The organism is Streptomyces sp. NPDC043908 (assembly GCF_056435525.1).
Genome location: NZ_JBWKEI010000002.1, coordinates 804,399 through 823,343 on the forward strand (window position 1 = coordinate 804,399; position 18,945 = coordinate 823,343).

Genomic DNA, 18,945 nt, shown 5'->3' on the forward strand with positions numbered 1-18,945 from the left:
CGCCATGCCCATGGAAGAGAACACCCGGAAGAAGACCGCCCGGGAGAAGACCGCCCGGCCGCGGACCGCCGAGGACTTCCCCCTCCAGTTCGCCCGCACCAGGCGCTTCTCCCTCGGCGTGCCCAAGAACTTCACCGTCTCCGCCGACGGCGAGCGGGTCCTGTTCGTCCGTACCGCCGACGGGCGTTCGCCGCTCGGTTCGCTGTGGCTGTTCGAGGACGGCGAGGAGCGCGTCCTGGTCGACCCGCGCGGGCTCGGCGAGCCGGGCGAGGTGCCGCGGGCGGAGCTGGTCCGCCGCGAGCGGGCCCGCGAGAGCGGCGGCGGGATCGTCTCCTACGCCACCGACGCGGCCGTGCGCACCGTCGTCTTCGCCCTCTCCGGCGCGCTCTGGCTGGCCGGGACGGACGGGAGCGCGCCGCGCCCCCTCCCGACCGCCGGTCCGGCCGTCGACCCGCGGCTCTCCCCCGACGGCACGCTCGTCTCGTACGTGACCGGGCGCGCCCTGCACGTCGTACGCACCGACGGCACCGGCGACCGGCGGCTCCTCGCCCCCGAGGGCCCGGAGATCTCCTACGGGCTCACCGACCACGTGTCGGCCGAGTCCATCGGCCGCGCCCGCAGCTCCTGGTGGTCCCCGGACGGCTCGGCGCTCCTGGTCGTCCGGGTGGACGAGTCGCCCGTGCGGCACTGGTATCTGAGCGATCCCTCCCACCCGGACAAGGCACCGCGGGTGCTGGCGTACCCGGCGGCGGGCACGGCCAACGCGGTGGTGTCGCTGGTCGTCGTCCGCGTCGACGGCGAGCGGGTCGCGGTGCGGCTGCCCCGCTCGGCGGACCCGGCCACGCACCCGTCGGGTACGTGGACCGACCCGGCCTTCGAGTACCTGGTGGAGGGCGGCTGGGACGCCGCGGGCCCGTACGCCACCGTCCAGACCCGGGACCAGCGCACCGCGTACGACCTCGCCGTCGACCCGGTGAGCGGGGCGACCGAGGTGACGGGCCGTCACCATGACGACCACTGGCTGGAGTTCACACCCGGCGCCACGGCATCGACCCGCTCCGGGGCCTGCCCGGGGGACGGCCTTCCGCCCGGACCGGAGGTGCGCGCGATCCTCGGCTCGGCGGGTGACACGGTCTACTTCACGGCGAGCGACGAACCGACCGAGACCCACGTGTGGGCGTACACCCCCGGCTCCGGCCGCACCCGCCTCACCCAGGAGCCCGGGGTGCACACGGCGGCCGTCGGCGGCGGCACCCTCGTCCTGGACAGCCGCACCCCGCACGACCACACCGTCACCGTCCTGCGCGACGGCCGGCCCGCGGGACGGATCGGCGTGCTGAGCGAACGGCCGCTGGTGACACCGGCGCCGCTCTTCCTCTCCCTGGGCGAACGCGAGCTGCGCACCGCCCTCTATCTGCCGTCCTGGCACCGCGAGGGCGCGGCCCGGCTGCCCGTGGTGGTCCATTCGTACGGCGGTCCGGGCCTGCAGACCGTCGTACGGACCGGCGCCTGGCACCACGCGGTGAACCAGTGGTTCGCCGAGCAGGGCTTCGCGGTGCTGTCCGTCGACGGACGCGGCACCCCGGGGCGCGGCGAGGCGTGGCGCACCAGCATCCACGGCGACCAGCTCACCCCCGTCCTGGAGGACCAGATCGACGCGCTGCGGGCGGCCGCCGAGCGCTTCCCGGACCTCGACACCGGCCGGGTGGGCATCCGGGGCTGGTCGTTCGGCGGATATCTGGCCGCGGCGGCCGTGCTGCACCGGCCGGACGTGTTCCACGCGGCCGTGGCGGGCGCGGCCCCGACCGACCTCACGCTCTACGACACCCACTGGAAGGAACGGTATCTCGGCCACCCGGACGTCCAGCCGGAGAACTACGAGCGCTGCTCGCTGGTCGCCCACGCCCACAAGCTGACCCGGCCGCTCAAGCTCGTCCACGGGATGGCGGACGACAATGTGGTGCCCGCACACATGCTGCGGCTCTCGCAGGCGCTCCTCGCGGCGGGCAGGCCGCACAGTGTGCTTCCGCTGGCGGGTCAGAGCCATATGGTCACCGCCGAGGGTGTGGCCGACACCCTGCTGTGGCTGGATCTCGCGTTCCTGAAGAATTCTCTGGGCGCCTGAACAGCCGGCGGCGCAGGACCGTATCCCTTCACGCAGTCCCCTGGAGCAAGGTGAAGGGAAAGCCAGTATGAGCACCCAAGCGCTTCCGTCCGAGCCGGGCCCGGCCCGCCGTACCGTCGTGGCGGCGGTCGGCGGTGTCGGCCTCGCCGCCGCACTCGCCGCCTGCGGCGACTCGGACTCGTCCGACAGCGCCAAGACCTCCGGTGACGGGGGGACGGGCGGCGCGGCCGGAAGCGGCGCCGGGGCGGCCGGCGGCGGCGTGCTGGCGAAGACCGCCGACATCCCGCAGGGCGGCGGCAAGGTCTTCGCCGACCAGGGGGTGGTGGTGACCCAGCCCACGGCGGGCACCTTCAAGGCGTTCTCCGCCACCTGCACCCACCAGGGCTGCATGGTGAAGGACGTCGCCGACGGCACCATCAACTGCCCCTGCCACGGCAGCAAGTACGACCCGGCGACCGGCAGCGTGACCGCCGGTCCGGCGCCTCGGCCGCTGCCCGCGAAGACGATCAAGGTGGAGGGTGACTCGATCAAGCTGGCGTGAGTCCGCCCTCGTCGCGGCGCCGGCCCCGGTGGTGCTCAGGACCGCCGGGGCCGGCGCGGCGTTCTGAGGCAGCCCAGGATGTCGTCGGTGGTGGCGACCGTGGCGACCAGGGCGAGCGTGTTGCGGACCATCGCGGGGGTGTACTCGGCGGGCACCCCCGCGATCGCGTCCACCGGCACCACGGCGGTGTAGCCGAGGTTGACCGCGTCGAACACGGCGTTGGGAATCGCCACGTTCGCCGAGACGCCACTGATGATCAAAGTGCGGCAGCCGAGGTTGCGCAGCAGCGGGTCGGCGTCCGTCCCCGCGATCGGCGAGAGGCCGTGCAGCCGGCGGACCACGAGGTCCTCGTCCGCCACGTCGATGCCCTCGACGATCCGTACCGCCGTCGAGCCCGCGTACTGCTGGACGGGCAGGCGCTCGGCGGCCCGGAAGAGCCGGGCGTTGCGGGAAGCCCCGCGTCCGTCGGGTCTGCGCTCGGCCACGGCGTGCACGACCTGCACGCCCGTCTCGTGCGCGGCGGCGACGAGCCGGGCGATGTTGTGGAGGGCGCCGGAGGAGCGGGCCTCCTTGGCGAGTTCGGGCAGCGCGCTGTCGGCGCCGACGACGCCCTGCTGGCACTCCACGGTCATCAGCACGGTCGAGGCGGGGTCCAGCTCCGCCGCCAGCCGTTCCCTCCGCCCGTCCGCTCGCTCGCTCGTCGCCATGGCGCCGGAGGCTAACGGCCATTGCGCGAGGGGGGAAGGGCACGCCATGATTTCTGACACTCAGTCAGCTCGGAGGGCTGGGCCCACTCGCGGGAGGAGCCGCCCGATGACCACCGCACAGCGCCGGGGCCGCCGGATCATGATGACGGACGCGGAACGCGACGCGTTCCTCGCCGAGCAGCGCACCTGCCGGGTCGCCACGGTGGCCTCCGACGGCGGGCCGCACGTGGGCGCGCTGTGGTACGTCTGGGACGGGAGGGCGCTGTGGCTGTACTCGATCACCCGCAGCCTGCGCTGGGCGCAGCTGCGCCAGGACCCCAGGATCGCGGTGGTGGTGGACGCCGGCGAGGCGTACGGGGAACTGCGCGGCGTCGAGCTGCGGGGCACGGCGGTACCGGTGGGAGAGACACCCCGGACGGGCGAGCCGTGCCCCGAACTGGACCGGCCGGAACGGGAGTTCGCGCGCAAGAACTTCGGCCTGGCGGAGATGGTCCACGACGGACGGCACGCCTGGCTCCGGCTGACACCGGAGACGATCGTGTCGTGGGACTTCCGGAAGCTGGGGCTGCCGGGGGCAGCGGGGGCGTGAGGCTGCCGGGGGGCGTGGCTCCCGGACACGCGCAGCCGGGCACGCGAGACCCCCGGCGGGTGAGCCGGGTGCGCGAAACCCCTCGACGCGTCCGGGCACGAAGCCCCTGGGCGCGTGAGGCCGGGCGCGCGAGACCCCCCGGCGCGTGAGCCGGGAACGTGAAGCCCCTCGGCGCGTCCGGGCACGCGAGCCCCTAAGCGCGTAGGGCCGGGCGCGCGAGACCCCCCGGCGCGTGAGGCCGGGGCGCATGAGGCCGGGCGCGTGAGGCCCATGGGCAAGCGAGGCTCCCGGGCACGCCAGTCCCCCTCCGCGCCCCGGACGACCCCGCCCACTCCTGCCTCAACCAGTCACTCCCCCATCACACCCCGCCCCGCCGCCGCCAGCGCCTCCACGGCCGCGCGGATGGAGGGTCGGCGGTCGGCGTCCGCGCGCCACACCGCGTACACATGCCGGCGCATCGCGTCCCGTACCGGCACCACCCGCACCCCGTCGGGCACCGGCTCCCGCCCGAGCCGGGGCGCGACGCTGACGCCGAGCCCGGCCTCGACGAGGGCGAGCTGGGTGGCGTGCTCGCGGGCCACGTGCCCGATGCGCGGCTCGACCCCCTTGCCCCGCAGGGTGAACATCAGCCACTCGTGGCAGAACTCGCCCTCGGGCCAGGTGATCCACTCGTCCGAGGCGAACGCCTCCAGGTCCACGCTCTCGCGCCCCGCGAGCGGGTGCCCCATCGGCATCGCCACATCCGCCAGGTCGTCGAGGACCGACCGCTTCGCCAGCCCGTCGGGCAGCGGGAGCGGCTTGTTGTACCAGTCGAGGACGACCGCGAGGTCGAGGTCGCCGAGCTGCACGCCCCGCACCGAGTCCTCGGCCTCCAGCTCGTCCGAGCGGACCCGGAGTTGGGGGTGGTCGGCGCGCAGCGCGGTGAGCGCCGCCGGGAACAGCCCGCGCGCGGCGGTGGCGAAGCCCGCGATCCGCAGCTCGCCCACGACCCGGCCGCGCTGGGCCTCCAGATCGGCCTGGGCGACCTGGACCTGGGAGAGGATGCGCGCGGCGTGCTCGGCGAGGAGCCGGCCCGCGTCGGTGAGGCGCACGCCCCGCCCGTTCTTGGCGAGCAGCGGCTGCCCCGCCTCCCGCTCCAGCTTCGCGAGCTGCTGGGAGACGGCCGAGGTCGTCACGTGCAGATTGTCGGCGGCGCCGCCCACCGAGCCGTGGCGGGCCAGGGCGTCGAGGGTCCGCAGGCGCTCCAGATTCAACATATAAGGAATGCTAACCGATCCCCTCCATCTTTTCTCGCTTGTGCTACGAGGTTGAACAGGCCAGTCTTACCGCCATGACCACCGCCACCCCACCCCGGTCCCTCTCGGCCCCCTCCTCCCCCGCCCTCCGCCGCCCGGCCCTGGACTGGCGTGTCCGGTTCGCGGTGCTCTCCCTGGTCTGGGGGTTCAGCTTTCTCCTGATCAAGGTGGGCACCGACGGCTACGCCCCGTTCCAGGTCACCTTCGGGCGGCTCTTCTTCGGTACGGCCGTGCTCGCCGTCGCGATGGCGGTCAAGCGGGAGCGGCTGCCGCGCGGCGCCCGCACCTGGCTGCGTCTCGCGGTGGCCGCGCTGCTCCTGAACGCCCTGCCGTTCTCCCTCTTCGCCTACGCCGAGCTGACCATCCCCTCGACGCTGGCCGGGATCTGCAACGCGACCTCCCCGCTGTGGGGCATGGCGCTCTCGCTGGTGGCGCTCTCCGAGGACCGGCCGACCCGACGCCGGGTGGCGGGCCTGGGCCTCGGCTTCCTCGGGGTGCTCACGGTCCTGGGTGCCTGGCAGGGCTTCCACGGCCTGGATCTGCGGGGCACCCTGATGGCCCTGCTCGCCTCGCTCTGCTACCCGGTCGGCTGGATCTACGTCCGCCGCACACTGGCCGGCGGCGGCCACTCCAACCTGTCGCTGATCGGCTCCCAGCTGGGCGTCGCCACCCTCCAACTGGCGCTGGTCACCCCGCTGTTCGCGGGCTTCCCGACCGCCTTCCACCCCGTCCCGCTGCTCGCCATCGCCGCGCTCGGCGCCCTGGGCACCGGCTTCGCGGTGCTCGTCCAGTACGGCCTGGTCAACGAGGTGGGCCCGACGACCGCCCAGATGGTCACGTACTTCATCCCGGTCATCGCCACCGCCGCCGGGGTCCTGGTCCTCGGCGAGAGCCTCAGCTGGAACACACCGGTGGGCGCGGCGATCGTGCTGGCGGGGGCGGCCCTGACGCAGACCCGCGCCCCGAAGGCGGCACGGCAGGGCGGACCTGCGAGGGCGCGGAAGCCGATACGCCCCCGGCGCGGCTAGGGCGTGTCGCGAAAGGCGGGACTTTCGCAACACGCCCTAGTCGTACCGCCGCCCCGGGGACGACCCCGTCGCCGCCGCCACCGCGTCGGCCGCGGCCCCGATGTCGGCCGGGGTGAGCCGTGAGACGGTGAGCCGGATGCCGGGCGCGGCCGCGAGCCGGAAGCGGGCGCCGGGCGCCACCGCCCACCCCGCGTGCAGCAGCCGGGCCACCGCGGCCGTCTCGTCCGGGACCGGCACCCAGACACTGAAGCCGCTGCGGCCGTGCGCCGCGACACCCCGCGCGCGCAGCGCCCGCACCAGGGTGTCGCGGCGCTCGCCGTAGGAGCGGGCCACGGCGGCGGGGTCGAGGACGTCCGAGGTCCACAGGTGGACGACGGTCCGCTGGAGCAGCCGGCTCACCCACCCGGGCCCCAGCCGCTGGCGCCCCCGGACCCGGTCCAGGGTCACCGCGTCCCCGGTGAGCACCGCGAGCCGGAGATCCGGCCCGTACGCCTTGGCCACCGACCGGACGAACGCCCAGTGCGGGACCACCGGGGAAAGCGGCGCGAGCGGCACGTCGACCATGCCGTGGCCGTGGTCGTCCTCGATCAGCAGGACGGACGGATGGGCGGACAGCACCGCGCGCAGCGCCCGCGCGCGGTCCGCGCCGACGGCCGCCCCGGTCGGGTTCTGGGCGCGGCAGGTGACGACCAGCGCCCGCGCGCCGGCCGCCAGCGCGCTCTCGACGGCCTCGGGCAGCGGCCCCTCGTCGTCGAGCGCCACCGGCACCGGCCGCAGTCCGAGCGCCGGGACGAGGTCGAGCAGCGCGCCCCAGCCCGGGTCCTCGATGGCGACGGCGTCGCCGGGCCGCAGATGCGCGGCGAGCACCCGCTCGATCGCGTCGAGCGAGCCGGAGAGGACGCCGACCGGCCCGGACGGCACCCCGTCGGCGTCCAGGGCCGCCCGGGCGAGCCGCGCGAGGTCCGGGTCGACCGGGTCCTGCCCGTAGAGGGTGGGCCGTTCGGCGTGGTCGCGGGCGGCGGCCGCGAGCGCGTCGCCGAGCGGCGGCAGCAGGGCGGGGTCGGGGTTGCCGTCGGAGATGTCGCGCACCCCGGCGGGTACGTCGATGCGCCGGGCGTCGCGCGCGGTGCTGGCGGGGCGCGGGCGCACCCGGCTGCCCCGGCGGCCCCCCGTTTCGATGACGCCGCGGTCGCGCAGCAGCCGGTAGGCCGCCGCGACCGTATTGGGGTTCACCCCCAGCTCGCCCGCCAACTCCCTGAGCGGCGGCAGCGGTTGGCCCGGCGCGAGCTGTCCGGCGCCCACCGCGCGCTCCACGTCGGCGGCGATGTCCGACGCGCGCCGACCCGAGATCCGATATTCTCCTAGCACAAACACCATTATGCACTAGTGCAATGGAGAACGCACATGCCCGACACCCCTTCCTACGAGCCCACCGGGCGCACCGTGCCGACCCGCTCGCGCGAGCGGGCGTCGTACGACCGCGAGCTGGTGCACGCGATACTCGACGAGGGCTACGTCTGCCACCTCGGTTTCGTCCGCGACGGCGCCCCGGTCGTCCTGCCGACGCTCTACGGCCGGATCGGTGAGCGGCTGTACGTGCACGGCTCGACGGGTTCGCGCCCGCTGCGCATGACCGGACAGGCCGATCCGGGGCTCCCGGTCTGCCTCACCGTCACCCACGTCGACGGCCTGGTGCTGGCCCGCTCGGCCTTCCACCACTCCCTCAACTACCGCTCGGTCGTGGTGCACGGCCTCGCGTACGAGGTCACCGACGCCGAGGAGCGGCGGAACGCCCTGGACGCGCTGGTCGACCAAGTGGTGCCCGGCCGCTCCCACGACGCGCGGCAGGCCAACGCCAAGGAGCTCGCCGCGACCGCGGTGATCCGCCTGGACCTCGACGAGGTGTCGGCGAAGCTGCGCACCGGCGGCCCCAACGACGATCCCGAGGACAGCGGCCTGCCGCACTGGAGCGGGGTGATCCCGCTGGTCCGCGGCCATGGGACGCCGGTGCCGGCCGACGACCTCGACCCGTCCGTGGCGCTGCCCGACTATCTCGCCGCGCTCTGAGGCGGTGCGGGGGCTTCCGCGAGGATCCGGGGAAGCCCCCGAGGGGTCAGGCCGCGACCGGTTCCCGGCGGGCCCGCGCGGCGAGCCGCGCCTCGGCCCCGGCGAGCCCCACCACCGCGACCAGCAGCAGTGAGGTGCCCAGGACGGTGGCGGCGGTCAGCCGTTCGCCGAGGACCGCCACCGCCAGCAGCGCCGCGCTGACCGGCTCCAGGAGCATGATCACGGAGACGGTGGCGGAGCGGACGACGGCCGCGCCCGCGAAGTAGAGCGCGTACGCCAGCGCCGTGGGCACCGCCGCCACGTACGCGAGCAGTACGGCCACCCGCACCGGCTCGACGGTGTGCGCCACCATGCCCTCCGCCCCGGCGAGCGGCAGCAGCAGGACCGAGGCCACGGCGAACGCCCAGGCGGTGGTGGCCGAGGGGTCGGCGCTCTCGCCGTCCCGGCCGAGCCTGCGGGTGAGGAGCGTGATCCCCGCGTATCCGGCCGCGGACAGCAGCGCGAGCAGCACCCCGGCGGGGCGCACGGCGCCGCCGCCGTTGCCGAGGACCAGGACCGAGAGCCCGGCGAGGGCTCCGGCGACGGCGGTCAGTCCGGCGCCCCCGATCCGCTCGCCGAGGGCGAGACGGGCGCCGACCGCGATGAGCACGGGCCCGGCGCCGAGGGTGACCACGGTCGCCACGGCCAGGCCGGTCGAGTCCACGGCGGCGAAGTAGGCGCTCTGGAAGACGGCGAGCCCCACGCCGTTGCCCAGGACGCGCGCCGCCCGCCTGCTCCGCGGTTCGGCGGGCCGGCGCGCGGGCCGCCGCCGCAGGGCGCGGGCGGCGAGCAGCAGGGCGAGCCCGCCGACGCAGCGCCAGAAGGAGAGGGCGAGCGGGCCGAGGTCGCTGGCGTCGAAGACGAGCGCCGCGGCGCCGCCCGCGGTGCCCCAGGCGACACCGGCGAAGACGAGGTAGAGCAGGCCGCGCCCGACGGGCAGGGCGGAAGAAGTCGATGCGTTCGACACGTACGTACTCCGGAGAGGAAGACGGGAAAGGTCGCGTGCCTGGAGTACGCGGGCAGCGACGAGCCGCTCGGGAACTGCCCGAGCCCGGTCTTCGTCAGGGAGTTGCGGCCGCCCGCGTTACGCGGCGGGAGGCGGCAGAACGGTCGCGTGCATGATCGCCACCCTACGGCGCGGTCCGGCCGGCCGACAACTCCCCCTCGGGCGCGGGCGTCTCCCGCACCGGCAGGGGGTGCCCGTCGCCGCCCGCCACCGGCCCGGAGGCCTCCTTCGGCGCCGAGGACTGGGCGATGAAGGCGCCGAGGAGGACCACCGCGCCGCCCACGATCTGCGGCGCGGCCAGGTGCTCGCCCAGCAGCACCCAGGCCAGGACGGTCGCGATGACCGCCTCCAGACAGGCGACGACCCCGGCCACCTGCGGCGAGAGCCTGCGCACCGAGATGACCCCGGTGACGTAGGCGATCACGGTCGCGATCAGTACGATCCAGCCGAGCAGCAGCGCCGCGGGCACCTCGGTGCCGTTCATGTCGGCGCCGCCGCCGAGCACCGACCAGTCCATGCCCCAGGGGCGGGCGACGAGCGTGAGCAGGCCGGAGCCGATGAGCAGGCCGTACGCGATGACGCCCAGCGGGTCGGGCGCGTCGTCCGTGTCGCCGCCCTGGTCGGAGAGGACGAAGTAGCCGACCTGGCAGCAGGCGGCGCCGAGGGCGAGCAGCAGACCGAGGAGGTCGAAGCTCAGCCCGGACCAGATCTCCACCACGCCGGCGAGGCCGCCGGCGGCGAGGACCACGCCGATGGCCGCCGCCCGGGTCACCGGCCGGCGCTGGACGAACCGGACCCAGCCGAGGACGAGCGCGGGCGCCAGGTACTCGACGAGCAGGGCGACGCCGACGGGAATGCGGGATATGGCCGCGAAGTAGCAGGCCTGGACGCTGGCGACGGCCAGCAGTCCGAATCCGGCGAGCAGCGCGGGCCGGCGCAGCAGCAGGCTCCGGTGGCGCCAGGCGAGGGGCAGCATGACGAGCGCGGCGCCCGTCACCCGCAGCCACACCACGTGCAGCGGGTCCAGGCCCGCCTCGATCAGCGGCTTGGCCGCGACACCCGATCCACCGAATGAGAACGCCGAGGCCAGGGCCAGTCCCAGGCCGACGTTTCTTCCCTGAGACGCCTGCATCGGCACATCATGACAGGAGAAGTCAGGACCGTCACCCCTGTGACACCTGTCGAGACGGCGGGGCCCCGACGAGCCGTTCGGAGAGCTCCCGGGCGTCGACCCCGGCGTGGTCGAGGACCATCACGGCACGGGACTCCGGGTCGGCGGCGAGCGCCGCGAGCAGGTCGGTGCCCCCTACCCGGACGTCCCCCCGGGCCTCGGCGCGGGCCAGCGCGCCCTCCATCGCGGTGACCGCGGCGGGCGACCATCCGGGCTGGTCGAGCAGCGGCAGCGCCCCCGAGTCCTCCACCGACCCCTGCCAGCGCAGGCCGTATCCGATGGAGCGCTGGACGAGATAGCCCAGCACCCGCGCCACCTGCGGGGCGCCGTCGAACGCGGCCCGCACCTCGGGGTCGGTCTCCATCACCGAGTGCAGCAGATGGGCGGTGTCGATCTGCCGGTCGCCGTCGCGCAGCGCCCTCCTGCGGGCACCGGCGACCACCGGGGCCATCGCGTCGGTGAGCCGGGCTTCGAGGTCGCGGTCGGCGGGGGCCGGAGCCGGGACGGCCGGGACCCGTGGGATCGGAGGGTGCACGCTCCCACCCCATCAGGCAGAACGCCCCGGAACATCCCCGCCGGGAAGCATTCCGCATCCGACGTTGGGTGGGGACGGATGACCGGGTTCTCCTCCTTCTGGATGAGATCTGCGTTTTGACACCTCGGGGGCGTGCGGCTCTTCGCCGTACGCCCCGCACGCAACCGCACCGCCCCCGAAAACGTCCCCTCCCGTACGACACAGCCGCCACGGCAACCGCGGGAGGGGCCCGATGTGCTGGATGGTCGCCCTGCTCGCCGAGGACGGGCTGCAGTACGTGTACCGCGTGTACGCCCCGCGGGACGCGCTGCCCGGCGATCTGTTCTGGGCCGCCTTCCACTGCCATGACGAGTCCTCGCGGCCGCGCGCGTCCGACCTCTTCGACTCGGCGCGGATATGGGCGCTGCCGCTCAGCGGCTCCATGATCTGACGGTTCATCAGTATTGAATGTTCACGGGCCCCCGGCTACGTTCCGCGACACGTTCGCAGGACGTCAAGGACTCGAAGGGGTGGTCGTATGGCCGAGGTCAGCGCCGAGGCGCGCCTGGAGGCTCCGGCGGAGAAGGTCTGGGAGCGGCTGACCGACTTCACCGCGTACGGCGAGTGGAACGCCACCCACACTGGCTTTCCGCACGGCGGCCCCGCGCGGCTGGAGCTCGGCGCGACCTACGCCGAGAACATGAGGCTCATGGGCTTCCCGGCCGAGGTCGTCTGGACCGTGGAGGAGTTCGAGGCGGGCCGCCTCCTCGGCGTCAGGGGCAAGGGGCCGATGGGGGTGATCGTCGGCAACCGCTACACCCTCACTCCCGACGGGGACGCGACGGTGGTACGGGTCGACGGCGAGTTCACCGGCGCGGCCGTCTCGCTGATGGCGGGCAAGCTGAAGGACTCGGCGACGGCCGCGCTGAACGAGTCGCTGCGCAAGCTGGGCGCCCTGGTGGCCTGACGATCCTCCGCAGTCCGCGCGCGAGAGAGTGCCGGGCGGGGGATTCGAGCGGACGTCCGGTTCACCTGGCCGCACTCCGCGCGCGCGAGAGCCCGGGGCTCAACATCATGGCCGTGGTCCCGCACTCCGCGCGCGCGAGAGTCCGGGTGTTCGTGTACTCCGACCCGTCCGCGGGTGACGCCCCCGCTCGCGCGCGAGAGCCCCGCGACCGGCGGTCGCGGGGCTCTCGGCGGCCGGCGGGGTCAGTCCTCGTCGGCCAGGATCAGATACAGCTTCTTGCGGGCGTCGTTGATGACCCCGAGCGCCTTCTTGCGCTGCTCGGCGGTGCCGGTCTTCCAGACCTGGCCGAACGCCTCCATCAGACCGAACCCGGCCTGGCGGATCTCGTTCATGCTCTCCCAGTCGACCCCGCGCCCGGCCTCTTCCCACGGGGCCTCGGACCCCGACTCGGCCTCGGCGCGTCCGGCGTCGGTGAGCGTGAACAGCTTCTTGCCGCCCTCGCTCTCATTGGTGATCAGGCCCTCGTCCTCCATCATCTGGAGGGTCGGGTAGACCGAGCCAGGGCTGGGCTTCCACGCCCCGCCGCTGCGCTCGCCGATCTCCTGGATCATCTCGTAACCGTGCATCGGCCGGTCCTTCAGCAGGGCCAGGATCGACGCGCGGACATCCCCGCGCCGCGCCCTGCCCCGAGGACCGCCCCGACCGCCGCGGCCGGGCCCGAAGGGGCCGCCGCCGAAGCCGGGACCGAACGGCCCGAAGGCGGCACGCCGCCCCTCGAAGTCGCCCCGGCCGTGATGGCCGGGTCCGTGCTGTCCGTGCCCATGTCCATGTGAACGCATCGCTACGCTCCTTCCATCGGTGATCCGTCGCGATACCTCAACGATATATCGGAACTGTTCGGTTAACAACCCTCCGATACGACAGCCGACCGAGGCGGGAAGGAGCGACGCCCCGCGAAGGGCCACCGAGCAGGCCGGCCATCCCGGATTGGCCTTGGCCGGTGGCCTGCTCCGGCCCGTACCGTCCTGCCCATGCGGATCCGCATCGTCGACGCCTTCACCGACCGCCCGTTCACCGGAAACCCGCCGACGGCATGAGTAAGGGGCGTACGCCATGGCCGTACGCCCCTTACCCGTCATCCACGCGCGCGTGGGCCGCCCCGCTCACACCGTCGGCAGCCAGCTCACCTTCCCCGCGAGCAGCGCGTACCCCACGAACGCCCCGATGTCGAGCAGGGAATGGGCCACGACCAACGGCCCGACCCGCTGCCAGCGCCGGTGGAGCAGGACGAAGACGACGCCCATCGCCATGTTGCCGAGGAAGCCGCCGATGCCCTGGTAGAGGTGGTAGGAGCCGCGCAGGACCGAGCTCGCCGCCAGCGCCGCGAGCGGGGTCCACCCCAACTGGCCGAGTCGGCGCAGCAGATACCCGACGACGATCACTTCCTCCAGTACGGCGTTCTGCACCGCCGACAGGACGAGCACCGGGTACTTCCACCAGACGTCCGGCAGCGACTCGGGGACGACCGTGAGATTGCCCCCCACCGCCCGCGCCAGCAGATAGAACCCGAGCCCCACGCTGCCGATCCCGGCGGCGATCAGCGCTCCCCTGCCGAGGTCCGTTCCGGGCCGCCGGCGGTCGAATCCGAGGACGCGCAGACCGCCCGCCCCCTCCCGCAGCAGCAGATGCGCCACGAGCGCCACGGGCACCAGCGCGCTCGCGATACCGAAGAGCTGCCAGGCGAGATCCAGCCAGGGCCGCCCGGGGGCGTGCGAGGTGTTGAGCCTGGCCGCCTGGTCCTTGAGGCCGCCCGGCCTGGTCACCGATCCGACAAAGCTGATCAGCGCCGACACACCGCTCGCGCCGAGCGAGAGGGCCAGCACGAGCACCGTCTCGGACCGGAGGATCCGCGGCGAGACCCCCCGTTCGGGAAGAGAATCAGCCACACGCCCCGCCTCCACCTGCACACCTGCCTCCAGTTGAACGAACCCGTCCCATGCCCACCACTGCCCCGCTAGGGTCTCGAATGAAAGTACGAAGATCGCGCGCGACAGGCCGGGGGGCGAGCGCCATTTCGATGGTGCGTTCCCCCTTTTTTCCTTGTACGGGATTCAAGGAGGGCACCACCGCCATGGGACGTCACAGCTTGCCCGACCCGCACGCGCCCGAGGGAACCCGGGGCCGCCCGGCCGCCCCGCGCCGCCGTACCGTCACCGTCGCCACCCTGCTCGTCCTCGCCGTGGCGGGCGGAGCGGCCGTCGCGGCGAGCAGCGGACTGCTCTCCTTCGGCGACGCGTGCCGGGACTCCGCGGTCCGGCTGGATCTCGTCGCCTCCCCCGATGTCGCCCCGGCCGTCCGGTCCGTCGCCGAGCGGGCGCGCGCCGAGAAGGTCACCTCCGACGGCTCCTGCATCGACGTCCGGGTCACCGCCCGTGAGTCGTACCAGGTGGCCGCCGCGCTCCGCGCGGGCCGCGAGCCCGGCTTCGCGGTGTGGATCCCGGACTCGGCGCTCTGGGTGGACCGCGCCAAGGAGGGCGGCGCGAGCGTCCCGGTCGCCACGGCGGGCCATGTCGCCGCCTCGCCGGTGGCGCTCGCCCTGGTGCCGGCCGCCGCCAAGTCCCTGGGCTGGCCCTCGCGCACGCACACCTGGGCCGAACTCGCCGCGGCCGCCACCCGCTCGGACACCCTGCGCCTGGGCGCGGCCGACCCGGCCCGTTCGGCCGCCGGCCTCCTCGCGCTGAGCAGCGTAGGGCGCTCCGCCGCCCGCCAGGGCGCGGACGGCGGTACGGGGGCCGCGGCCGTGGCCAAGGCGCTCGCGCAGCGCACCTCCGACACCGACGCCCAGGTGGTCGCCACGCTCGCCCGGGGCGGCGCGGACGGCGGGAGCGGCGACCCGCGCCACAACCAGGCCGTCGTCCTGTCCGAGCAGGCGGCGTACGCGTACAACACCGGCCGGGACGCCGGGCAGGGGCTCGACCTGTTCTATCCCGAGGACGGCACGCCGCTGCTCGACTACCCGTACGCCATCGTCCGCGAGAACCGGCTGAGCACCGACCGCAGCCGCGCCGCGATGCGGTTCCTGACGCTGCTCGGCGAGCCGGAGTCCCGGCGGACCCTGATCAGGAGCGGCTTCCGCGCCCCCGGCGAGGCGGCGGACGAGGGGGCCGTGCGGAAGGCGGGCGCGGCGGCCCCGCAGCCCTACGCCACCTCCACCGCCGAGGCCCCGTCCGCCAAGGAGCTCCAGGAAGCCCTCGGGATGTGGACGATCATCGTGCAGAGCGCCCGGCTCACCACGGTCGTGGACGCCTCGGGGTCGATGGCCGCGCCGGTCCCGGGCGCGGGCGGCCGGTCCCGGATGGACGTCACCCGCGCCTCCCTGCTCGGGGCGCTGGCGCAGTTCACGCCCGAGGACGAGATCGGCCTGTGGGACTTCGCCACCCGTCTCGACGGCTCACGCGACTACCGGGAGCTGGTGCCGACCGCCCGCCTCGGCGACCCCGTCAAGGGCGGGCGCACCCAGCGCGAGCGGCTGACCGCCGCCTTCGACGCGCTCCGCCCGGTGCCGGACGGGGCGACCGGGCTCTACGACACGATGCTCGCCGCCTGCCGGCAGGCCACGGCGGGCTACCGGCCGGGGAAGTTCAACGCGGTGGTGATCCTCACGGACGGCGCCAACGAGGACCCGGGCAGCATCTCGCGCGCCGAGCTCCTCACCCGGCTCCAGCGGCTCTCCGACCCGGCGAAGCCGGTGCCGGTGATCGCCATCGCGGTGGGTCCTGACGCGGACGGGGAGTCGGTGAGGGAGATGGCCCGGGCCACCGGCGGCGCGGGCTACCAGGTCACCGACCCGGCCGAGATCCAGGCGGTGATCCTCAAGGCCGTCATGACGGTCGGCCGGGGCGGCGCCACCAGCTGAGACGCGCAAGCTGAGACACCCGCACGCGCCCTGCCCCTCACCCCGACGACGGGACCCCCACCGGCCAGGTGTGGACCGGCTCGCCCTGGAGCGTCAGGTCGCGGTAGCGGCGGGTGGTGGCGGCCAGCGCCGCCTCCCGGCCCATCCCCGACTCCAGAGCGCGGTGATAGGTGTCGACCTGCCAGGAGGCGCCGTTGACGCGGCGGCGGCAGCGCTCCTCGATGACGCCGAGGTAGCGGTCCCGGTCGGCCGGCTCCACCCCCCAGGCGTCGAGCCCGGCGTGGGCGAGCGGCAGGAGTTCGTCCCGGACCAGCTTGACGGCCGGTACGCGCGCGACGCCGCCCCCTCGGCGCGGCACGGGCCACAGCAGTTCGGCGTCGATACCCTGGCGGCAGGCCGTCTCGAAGTTCGCGGCGGCGGCCTCGAACGGCAGCCGGTTCCACACCGGCCTGCTGTCCTCGGCGAGGGAGCGCACGAGTCCGTAGTAGAAGGCCGCGTTGGCGATGACGTCGGTGATGGTCGGTCCGGCCGGGAGCACCCGGTTCTCGACCCGCAGATGCGGCACGCCGTCGGCGATCCCGTACACCGGGCGGTTCCAGCGGTAGATCGTGCCGTTGTGCAGCACGAGCTCCTGGAGGCTGGGCACCCCGCCCTCCGACAGCACCCGCAGCGGGTCCTCCTCGTCGCAGATCGGCAGCAGCGGCGGGAAGTACCGCAGGTTCTCCTCGAACAGCTCGTAAGCGGAGGTCACCCAGCGCTCGCCGAACCACGTGCGCGGGCGCACGCCCTGGGCGCGTAGCTCGGCGGGCCGGGTGTCGGTGGCCTGCTCGAACAGCGGCGGCCGCGACTCGCGCCACAGCTCCCGGCCGAACAGGAAGGGCGCGTTGGCCCCCACCGCGATCTGTACGGCGGCGATGGCCTGCGCGGCGTTCCACACCGCCGCGAAGCGGGCAGGCGTGACCTGGAGGTGCAGCTGTACCGAGGTGCAGGCGGCTTCCGGGGTGATGGATCCCGAGGTGCAGACGAGGCGTTCGACGCCTTCGATGTCGAGGGTGAAATCCTCCCCGCGGGCGGCCACGATCTGGTCGTTGAGCAGCACATAGCGGTCGGCGTCGGAAAGGTTCGCCGAAACGAGGTCACGCTGGGCGAGCGTCGGGAGAATTCCGATCATCAGGATCCCGGCACCGACCTCGCCGGCTTTGCGCTCGGCATACCCGAGACCGGTCCGCAACTCCTCGGAGAGCTGATCGAAGACCCGCCCGCCGAGCGGGTGGGGGGCGATATTCACTTCGAGATTGAACATCCCGAGTTCGGTCTGGAAATCCTTGCTCGCAATGCGCTCCAGAACCTCCGCGTTCCTCATGCGCGGCATACCGTCCGGCCCCACGAGATTCAGCTCGATCTCCACACCCATGAGATTCCTGGGGCGATCGAACCTCCGTTCGGTCATAAGCCGCCCCAGCCCCTCCAGGCACCGCTGGAGCTTCTGCCGGTACGCGTGCCGGTCGGACAGGTCGAGCTCGGCCGCCACGACCTTCTCACCCATCGAAGCGTCCCTCCTCGAATGGGCAGCCGGTCGGTCCGGCCGCTTGCGTCACGGTCGATAATGCCCCGACTGGCTGATCTATAACGTCCCCTGGGCGGGGCCCGGGTAGTAAGCTGGTACGAACCGGCCCCGGGCACGTGCATTCGGCATACACCAACCCGCGGATACCGGTCCTGCGGGAATCGTGAGAAACACCGACGCGTTTCGGCCGACCGCCCTCGGCGGACCTTTCCTGGCCAGTCGCGTACCCCGTTCCCCGAACCGGGATGAATGCCGCATCACCAGGACCTGAATCCGACTTGCCCATAATACTGCGGACCGCTAGCCGAAACACCCCCTGAACACGTGTCGTATAAACTTCGCGAACGAGGCAGAGAGTCGGCGCCCCGGCCCCAGTCACCCGGCCCCCCTCTGACCCCGTGTCACCGCAGACAGCGCTGTCCGCAACGCCCACGCATCACCGTGTCTCCGAAGTGAGAGGCGACCCACCATGCCGCTGCATGTTCCCCCGGCTCCCGCGCCCGCCCTGCGCAGCGTCCTCGCGGCACTCGGTTCCCCCACCGCCGTCCGCGCGGCCCGCACCCCCGCCCTGCGCTCCGCACAGGGCCCGCTGACCCCCGAACTCCCGCTGCCCGTCCATGTGCTGGACCGGATCACCCCGAGCGCCCGCGCCCCGCACAGCCGCCTGGCGGGCTGGCGCTTCCTCATCAGCGACGCGGGGAGCGCGGTCGCCGCGGCGGACACCATGCTCACCCCGGACGGCTGGGCCTTCTCGCACTTCTTCGAAGGGCCCTACATCGCCTCCACCCAGCGCGCGTTGCGCCAGGCGGAGGCGCTCACCATGGACGTCGAGGCCCGGCTGCTCTCGGTGCCCGAGCTGTACATGCTCACCCTGTGGCTGCGGCGCGACCTCACGGCCGACCCCGCCTCGGGCGAGCTGGACCCGGCGGACCTGCTGGTGCCGCTGGCGCCCGCCCCGCCCGGCATCTGCGCCCACCGGCCGCACCGGGTCTCCGAGCTCCTGCCGGTGATGACCCTGAGACTCGCGCCCGCGCCGCTGCTGAGCCAGCCGGTCTGACGGGCCGGCGGGCCGCCGGGCCGGCCGGCCCCCACCGCGGTCGCACGCCTGCGAGAACCACCCGGCGCCCCGGAGCCCCCTGCGGCCCGGGGCGCTTTCGCGTACGCCCGCGCGCGCCCTCCTCCGTACGGGCTAGTCCGTAACGGCCAGTGCGAACCACCCGAAGAGGCAGGGCAGTTGAGTTGAACCGGCCGCACGAGTGATGCGTCAATATGCGGTAGGAAGTGGTGCCGCTAAATCCCTGCGGATTGACGTCCGTAGGGCAACACTGGGAGCGGACCGACCGACTGAGCAACGGGGGGCGGCCATGACCACCGCATCGAGCCGCAGGACATTCACTACTACGACGCAGCGAG

18 protein-coding genes are annotated in these 18,945 nt (G+C 73.8%); 9 read left to right on the forward strand and 9 right to left on the reverse strand.

The features are described from left to right. The first annotated feature begins 10 nt into the window (after positions 1–10). Positions 11–2,125: a S9 family peptidase gene (locus AC069K_RS07875; protein WP_478613330.1), complete on the forward strand. Its 2,115-nt coding sequence runs from the start codon at positions 11–13 to the stop codon at positions 2,123–2,125. A gap of 67 nt (positions 2,126–2,192) precedes the next feature. Next, positions 2,193–2,666: a Rieske (2Fe-2S) protein gene (locus tag AC069K_RS07880; protein WP_365104036.1), complete on the forward strand. Its 474-nt coding sequence runs from the start codon at positions 2,193–2,195 to the stop codon at positions 2,664–2,666. Between the two features lie 35 nt (positions 2,667–2,701). Here AC069K_RS07880 and AC069K_RS07885 read toward each other — a convergent pair whose 3' ends face one another. Continuing rightward, positions 2,702–3,373, reverse strand: coding sequence for an isochorismatase family protein (locus AC069K_RS07885; protein ID WP_478613212.1), 672 nt, complete (start codon positions 3,371–3,373; stop codon positions 2,702–2,704). Between the two features lie 106 nt (positions 3,374–3,479). Between AC069K_RS07885 and AC069K_RS07890 the strand changes: the two genes are divergently transcribed. After that, entirely contained in the window at positions 3,480–3,962 is a 483-nt protein-coding gene (locus AC069K_RS07890; RefSeq protein ID WP_478613215.1) for a pyridoxamine 5'-phosphate oxidase family protein, read from the forward strand. A gap of 347 nt (positions 3,963–4,309) precedes the next feature. On the opposite strand, the gene AC069K_RS07895 is transcribed toward AC069K_RS07890, so the two are convergent. Then, positions 4,310–5,218 carry a LysR family transcriptional regulator gene (locus AC069K_RS07895; protein ID WP_478613217.1) on the reverse strand — a complete coding sequence of 303 codons (909 nt, stop codon included), beginning with the start codon at positions 5,216–5,218 and terminating at the stop codon, positions 4,310–4,312. A 74-nt stretch (positions 5,219–5,292) separates the two neighbouring features. Between AC069K_RS07895 and AC069K_RS07900 the strand changes: the two genes are divergently transcribed. After that, on the forward strand, positions 5,293–6,285 hold the full coding sequence (locus AC069K_RS07900) for a DMT family transporter (protein WP_478613220.1): 993 nt from the start codon (positions 5,293–5,295) through the stop codon (positions 6,283–6,285). 36 nt (positions 6,286–6,321) lie between these two features. Here the strand turns inward: AC069K_RS07900 and AC069K_RS07905 are convergent, their stop codons facing one another. Then, the gene (locus tag AC069K_RS07905; RefSeq protein WP_365104026.1) at positions 6,322–7,653 is read right to left on the reverse strand and encodes an aminotransferase class I/II-fold pyridoxal phosphate-dependent enzyme; all 1,332 of its coding nucleotides are present in this window, start codon (positions 7,651–7,653) and stop codon (positions 6,322–6,324) included. A gap of 36 nt (positions 7,654–7,689) precedes the next feature. On the opposite strand from AC069K_RS07905, the gene AC069K_RS07910 reads away from it, so the two are divergent. Next, complete coding sequence (locus AC069K_RS07910; RefSeq protein ID WP_478613224.1) at positions 7,690–8,352, forward strand: pyridoxamine 5'-phosphate oxidase family protein; 663 nt, start codon at positions 7,690–7,692, stop codon at positions 8,350–8,352. 46 nt (positions 8,353–8,398) lie between these two features. On the opposite strand, the gene AC069K_RS07915 is transcribed toward AC069K_RS07910, so the two are convergent. The 3 genes from AC069K_RS07915 to AC069K_RS07925 form a co-directional block, all read right to left on the reverse strand. After that, positions 8,399–9,358 (reverse strand): DMT family transporter, encoded by a 960-nt coding sequence (locus AC069K_RS07915; RefSeq protein WP_478613227.1) that lies wholly within the window; start codon positions 9,356–9,358, stop codon positions 8,399–8,401. A 163-nt stretch (positions 9,359–9,521) separates the two neighbouring features. Then, positions 9,522–10,529, reverse strand: coding sequence for an EamA family transporter (locus tag AC069K_RS07920; protein ID WP_365104018.1), 1,008 nt, complete (start codon positions 10,527–10,529; stop codon positions 9,522–9,524). 31 nt (positions 10,530–10,560) lie between these two features. Next, complete coding sequence (locus AC069K_RS07925; protein ID WP_478613230.1) at positions 10,561–11,103, reverse strand: peptidase; 543 nt, start codon at positions 11,101–11,103, stop codon at positions 10,561–10,563. Positions 11,104–11,335: 232 nt separating this feature from the next. On the opposite strand from AC069K_RS07925, the gene AC069K_RS07930 reads away from it, so the two are divergent. Continuing rightward, positions 11,336–11,533: a hypothetical protein gene (locus AC069K_RS07930; RefSeq protein WP_358836221.1), complete on the forward strand. Its 198-nt coding sequence runs from the start codon at positions 11,336–11,338 to the stop codon at positions 11,531–11,533. An 87-nt stretch (positions 11,534–11,620) separates the two neighbouring features. Next, entirely contained in the window at positions 11,621–12,049 is a 429-nt protein-coding gene (locus AC069K_RS07935; RefSeq protein ID WP_478613234.1) for a type II toxin-antitoxin system Rv0910 family toxin, read from the forward strand. Between the two features lie 242 nt (positions 12,050–12,291). On the opposite strand, the gene AC069K_RS07940 is transcribed toward AC069K_RS07935, so the two are convergent. Both AC069K_RS07940 and AC069K_RS07945 read right to left on the reverse strand, forming a co-directional pair. Next, entirely contained in the window at positions 12,292–12,888 is a 597-nt protein-coding gene (locus AC069K_RS07940) for a PadR family transcriptional regulator (protein ID WP_365104013.1), read from the reverse strand. A gap of 324 nt (positions 12,889–13,212) precedes the next feature. Then, positions 13,213–14,016, reverse strand: a complete 804-nt coding sequence (locus tag AC069K_RS07945; protein WP_365104011.1) for a CPBP family intramembrane glutamic endopeptidase — start codon at positions 14,014–14,016, stop codon at positions 13,213–13,215. 164 nt (positions 14,017–14,180) lie between these two features. Between AC069K_RS07945 and AC069K_RS07950 the strand changes: the two genes are divergently transcribed. Beyond that, positions 14,181–15,965 (forward strand): substrate-binding domain-containing protein, encoded by a 1,785-nt coding sequence (locus tag AC069K_RS07950; RefSeq protein ID WP_478613238.1) that lies wholly within the window; start codon positions 14,181–14,183, stop codon positions 15,963–15,965. Positions 15,966–16,002: 37 nt separating this feature from the next. Here AC069K_RS07950 and AC069K_RS07955 read toward each other — a convergent pair whose 3' ends face one another. Further along, a complete protein-coding gene (locus tag AC069K_RS07955; protein WP_478613241.1) occupies positions 16,003–17,511 on the reverse strand; it encodes a glutamate-cysteine ligase family protein in 1,509 nt (502 codons plus the stop codon). 490 nt (positions 17,512–18,001) lie between these two features. Here AC069K_RS07955 and AC069K_RS07960 point away from each other — a divergent pair, with 490 nt between their 5' ends. Continuing rightward, positions 18,002–18,589, forward strand: a complete 588-nt coding sequence (locus tag AC069K_RS07960; RefSeq protein WP_365104003.1) for a hypothetical protein — start codon at positions 18,002–18,004, stop codon at positions 18,587–18,589. Positions 18,590–18,945 lie beyond the last annotated feature (356 nt).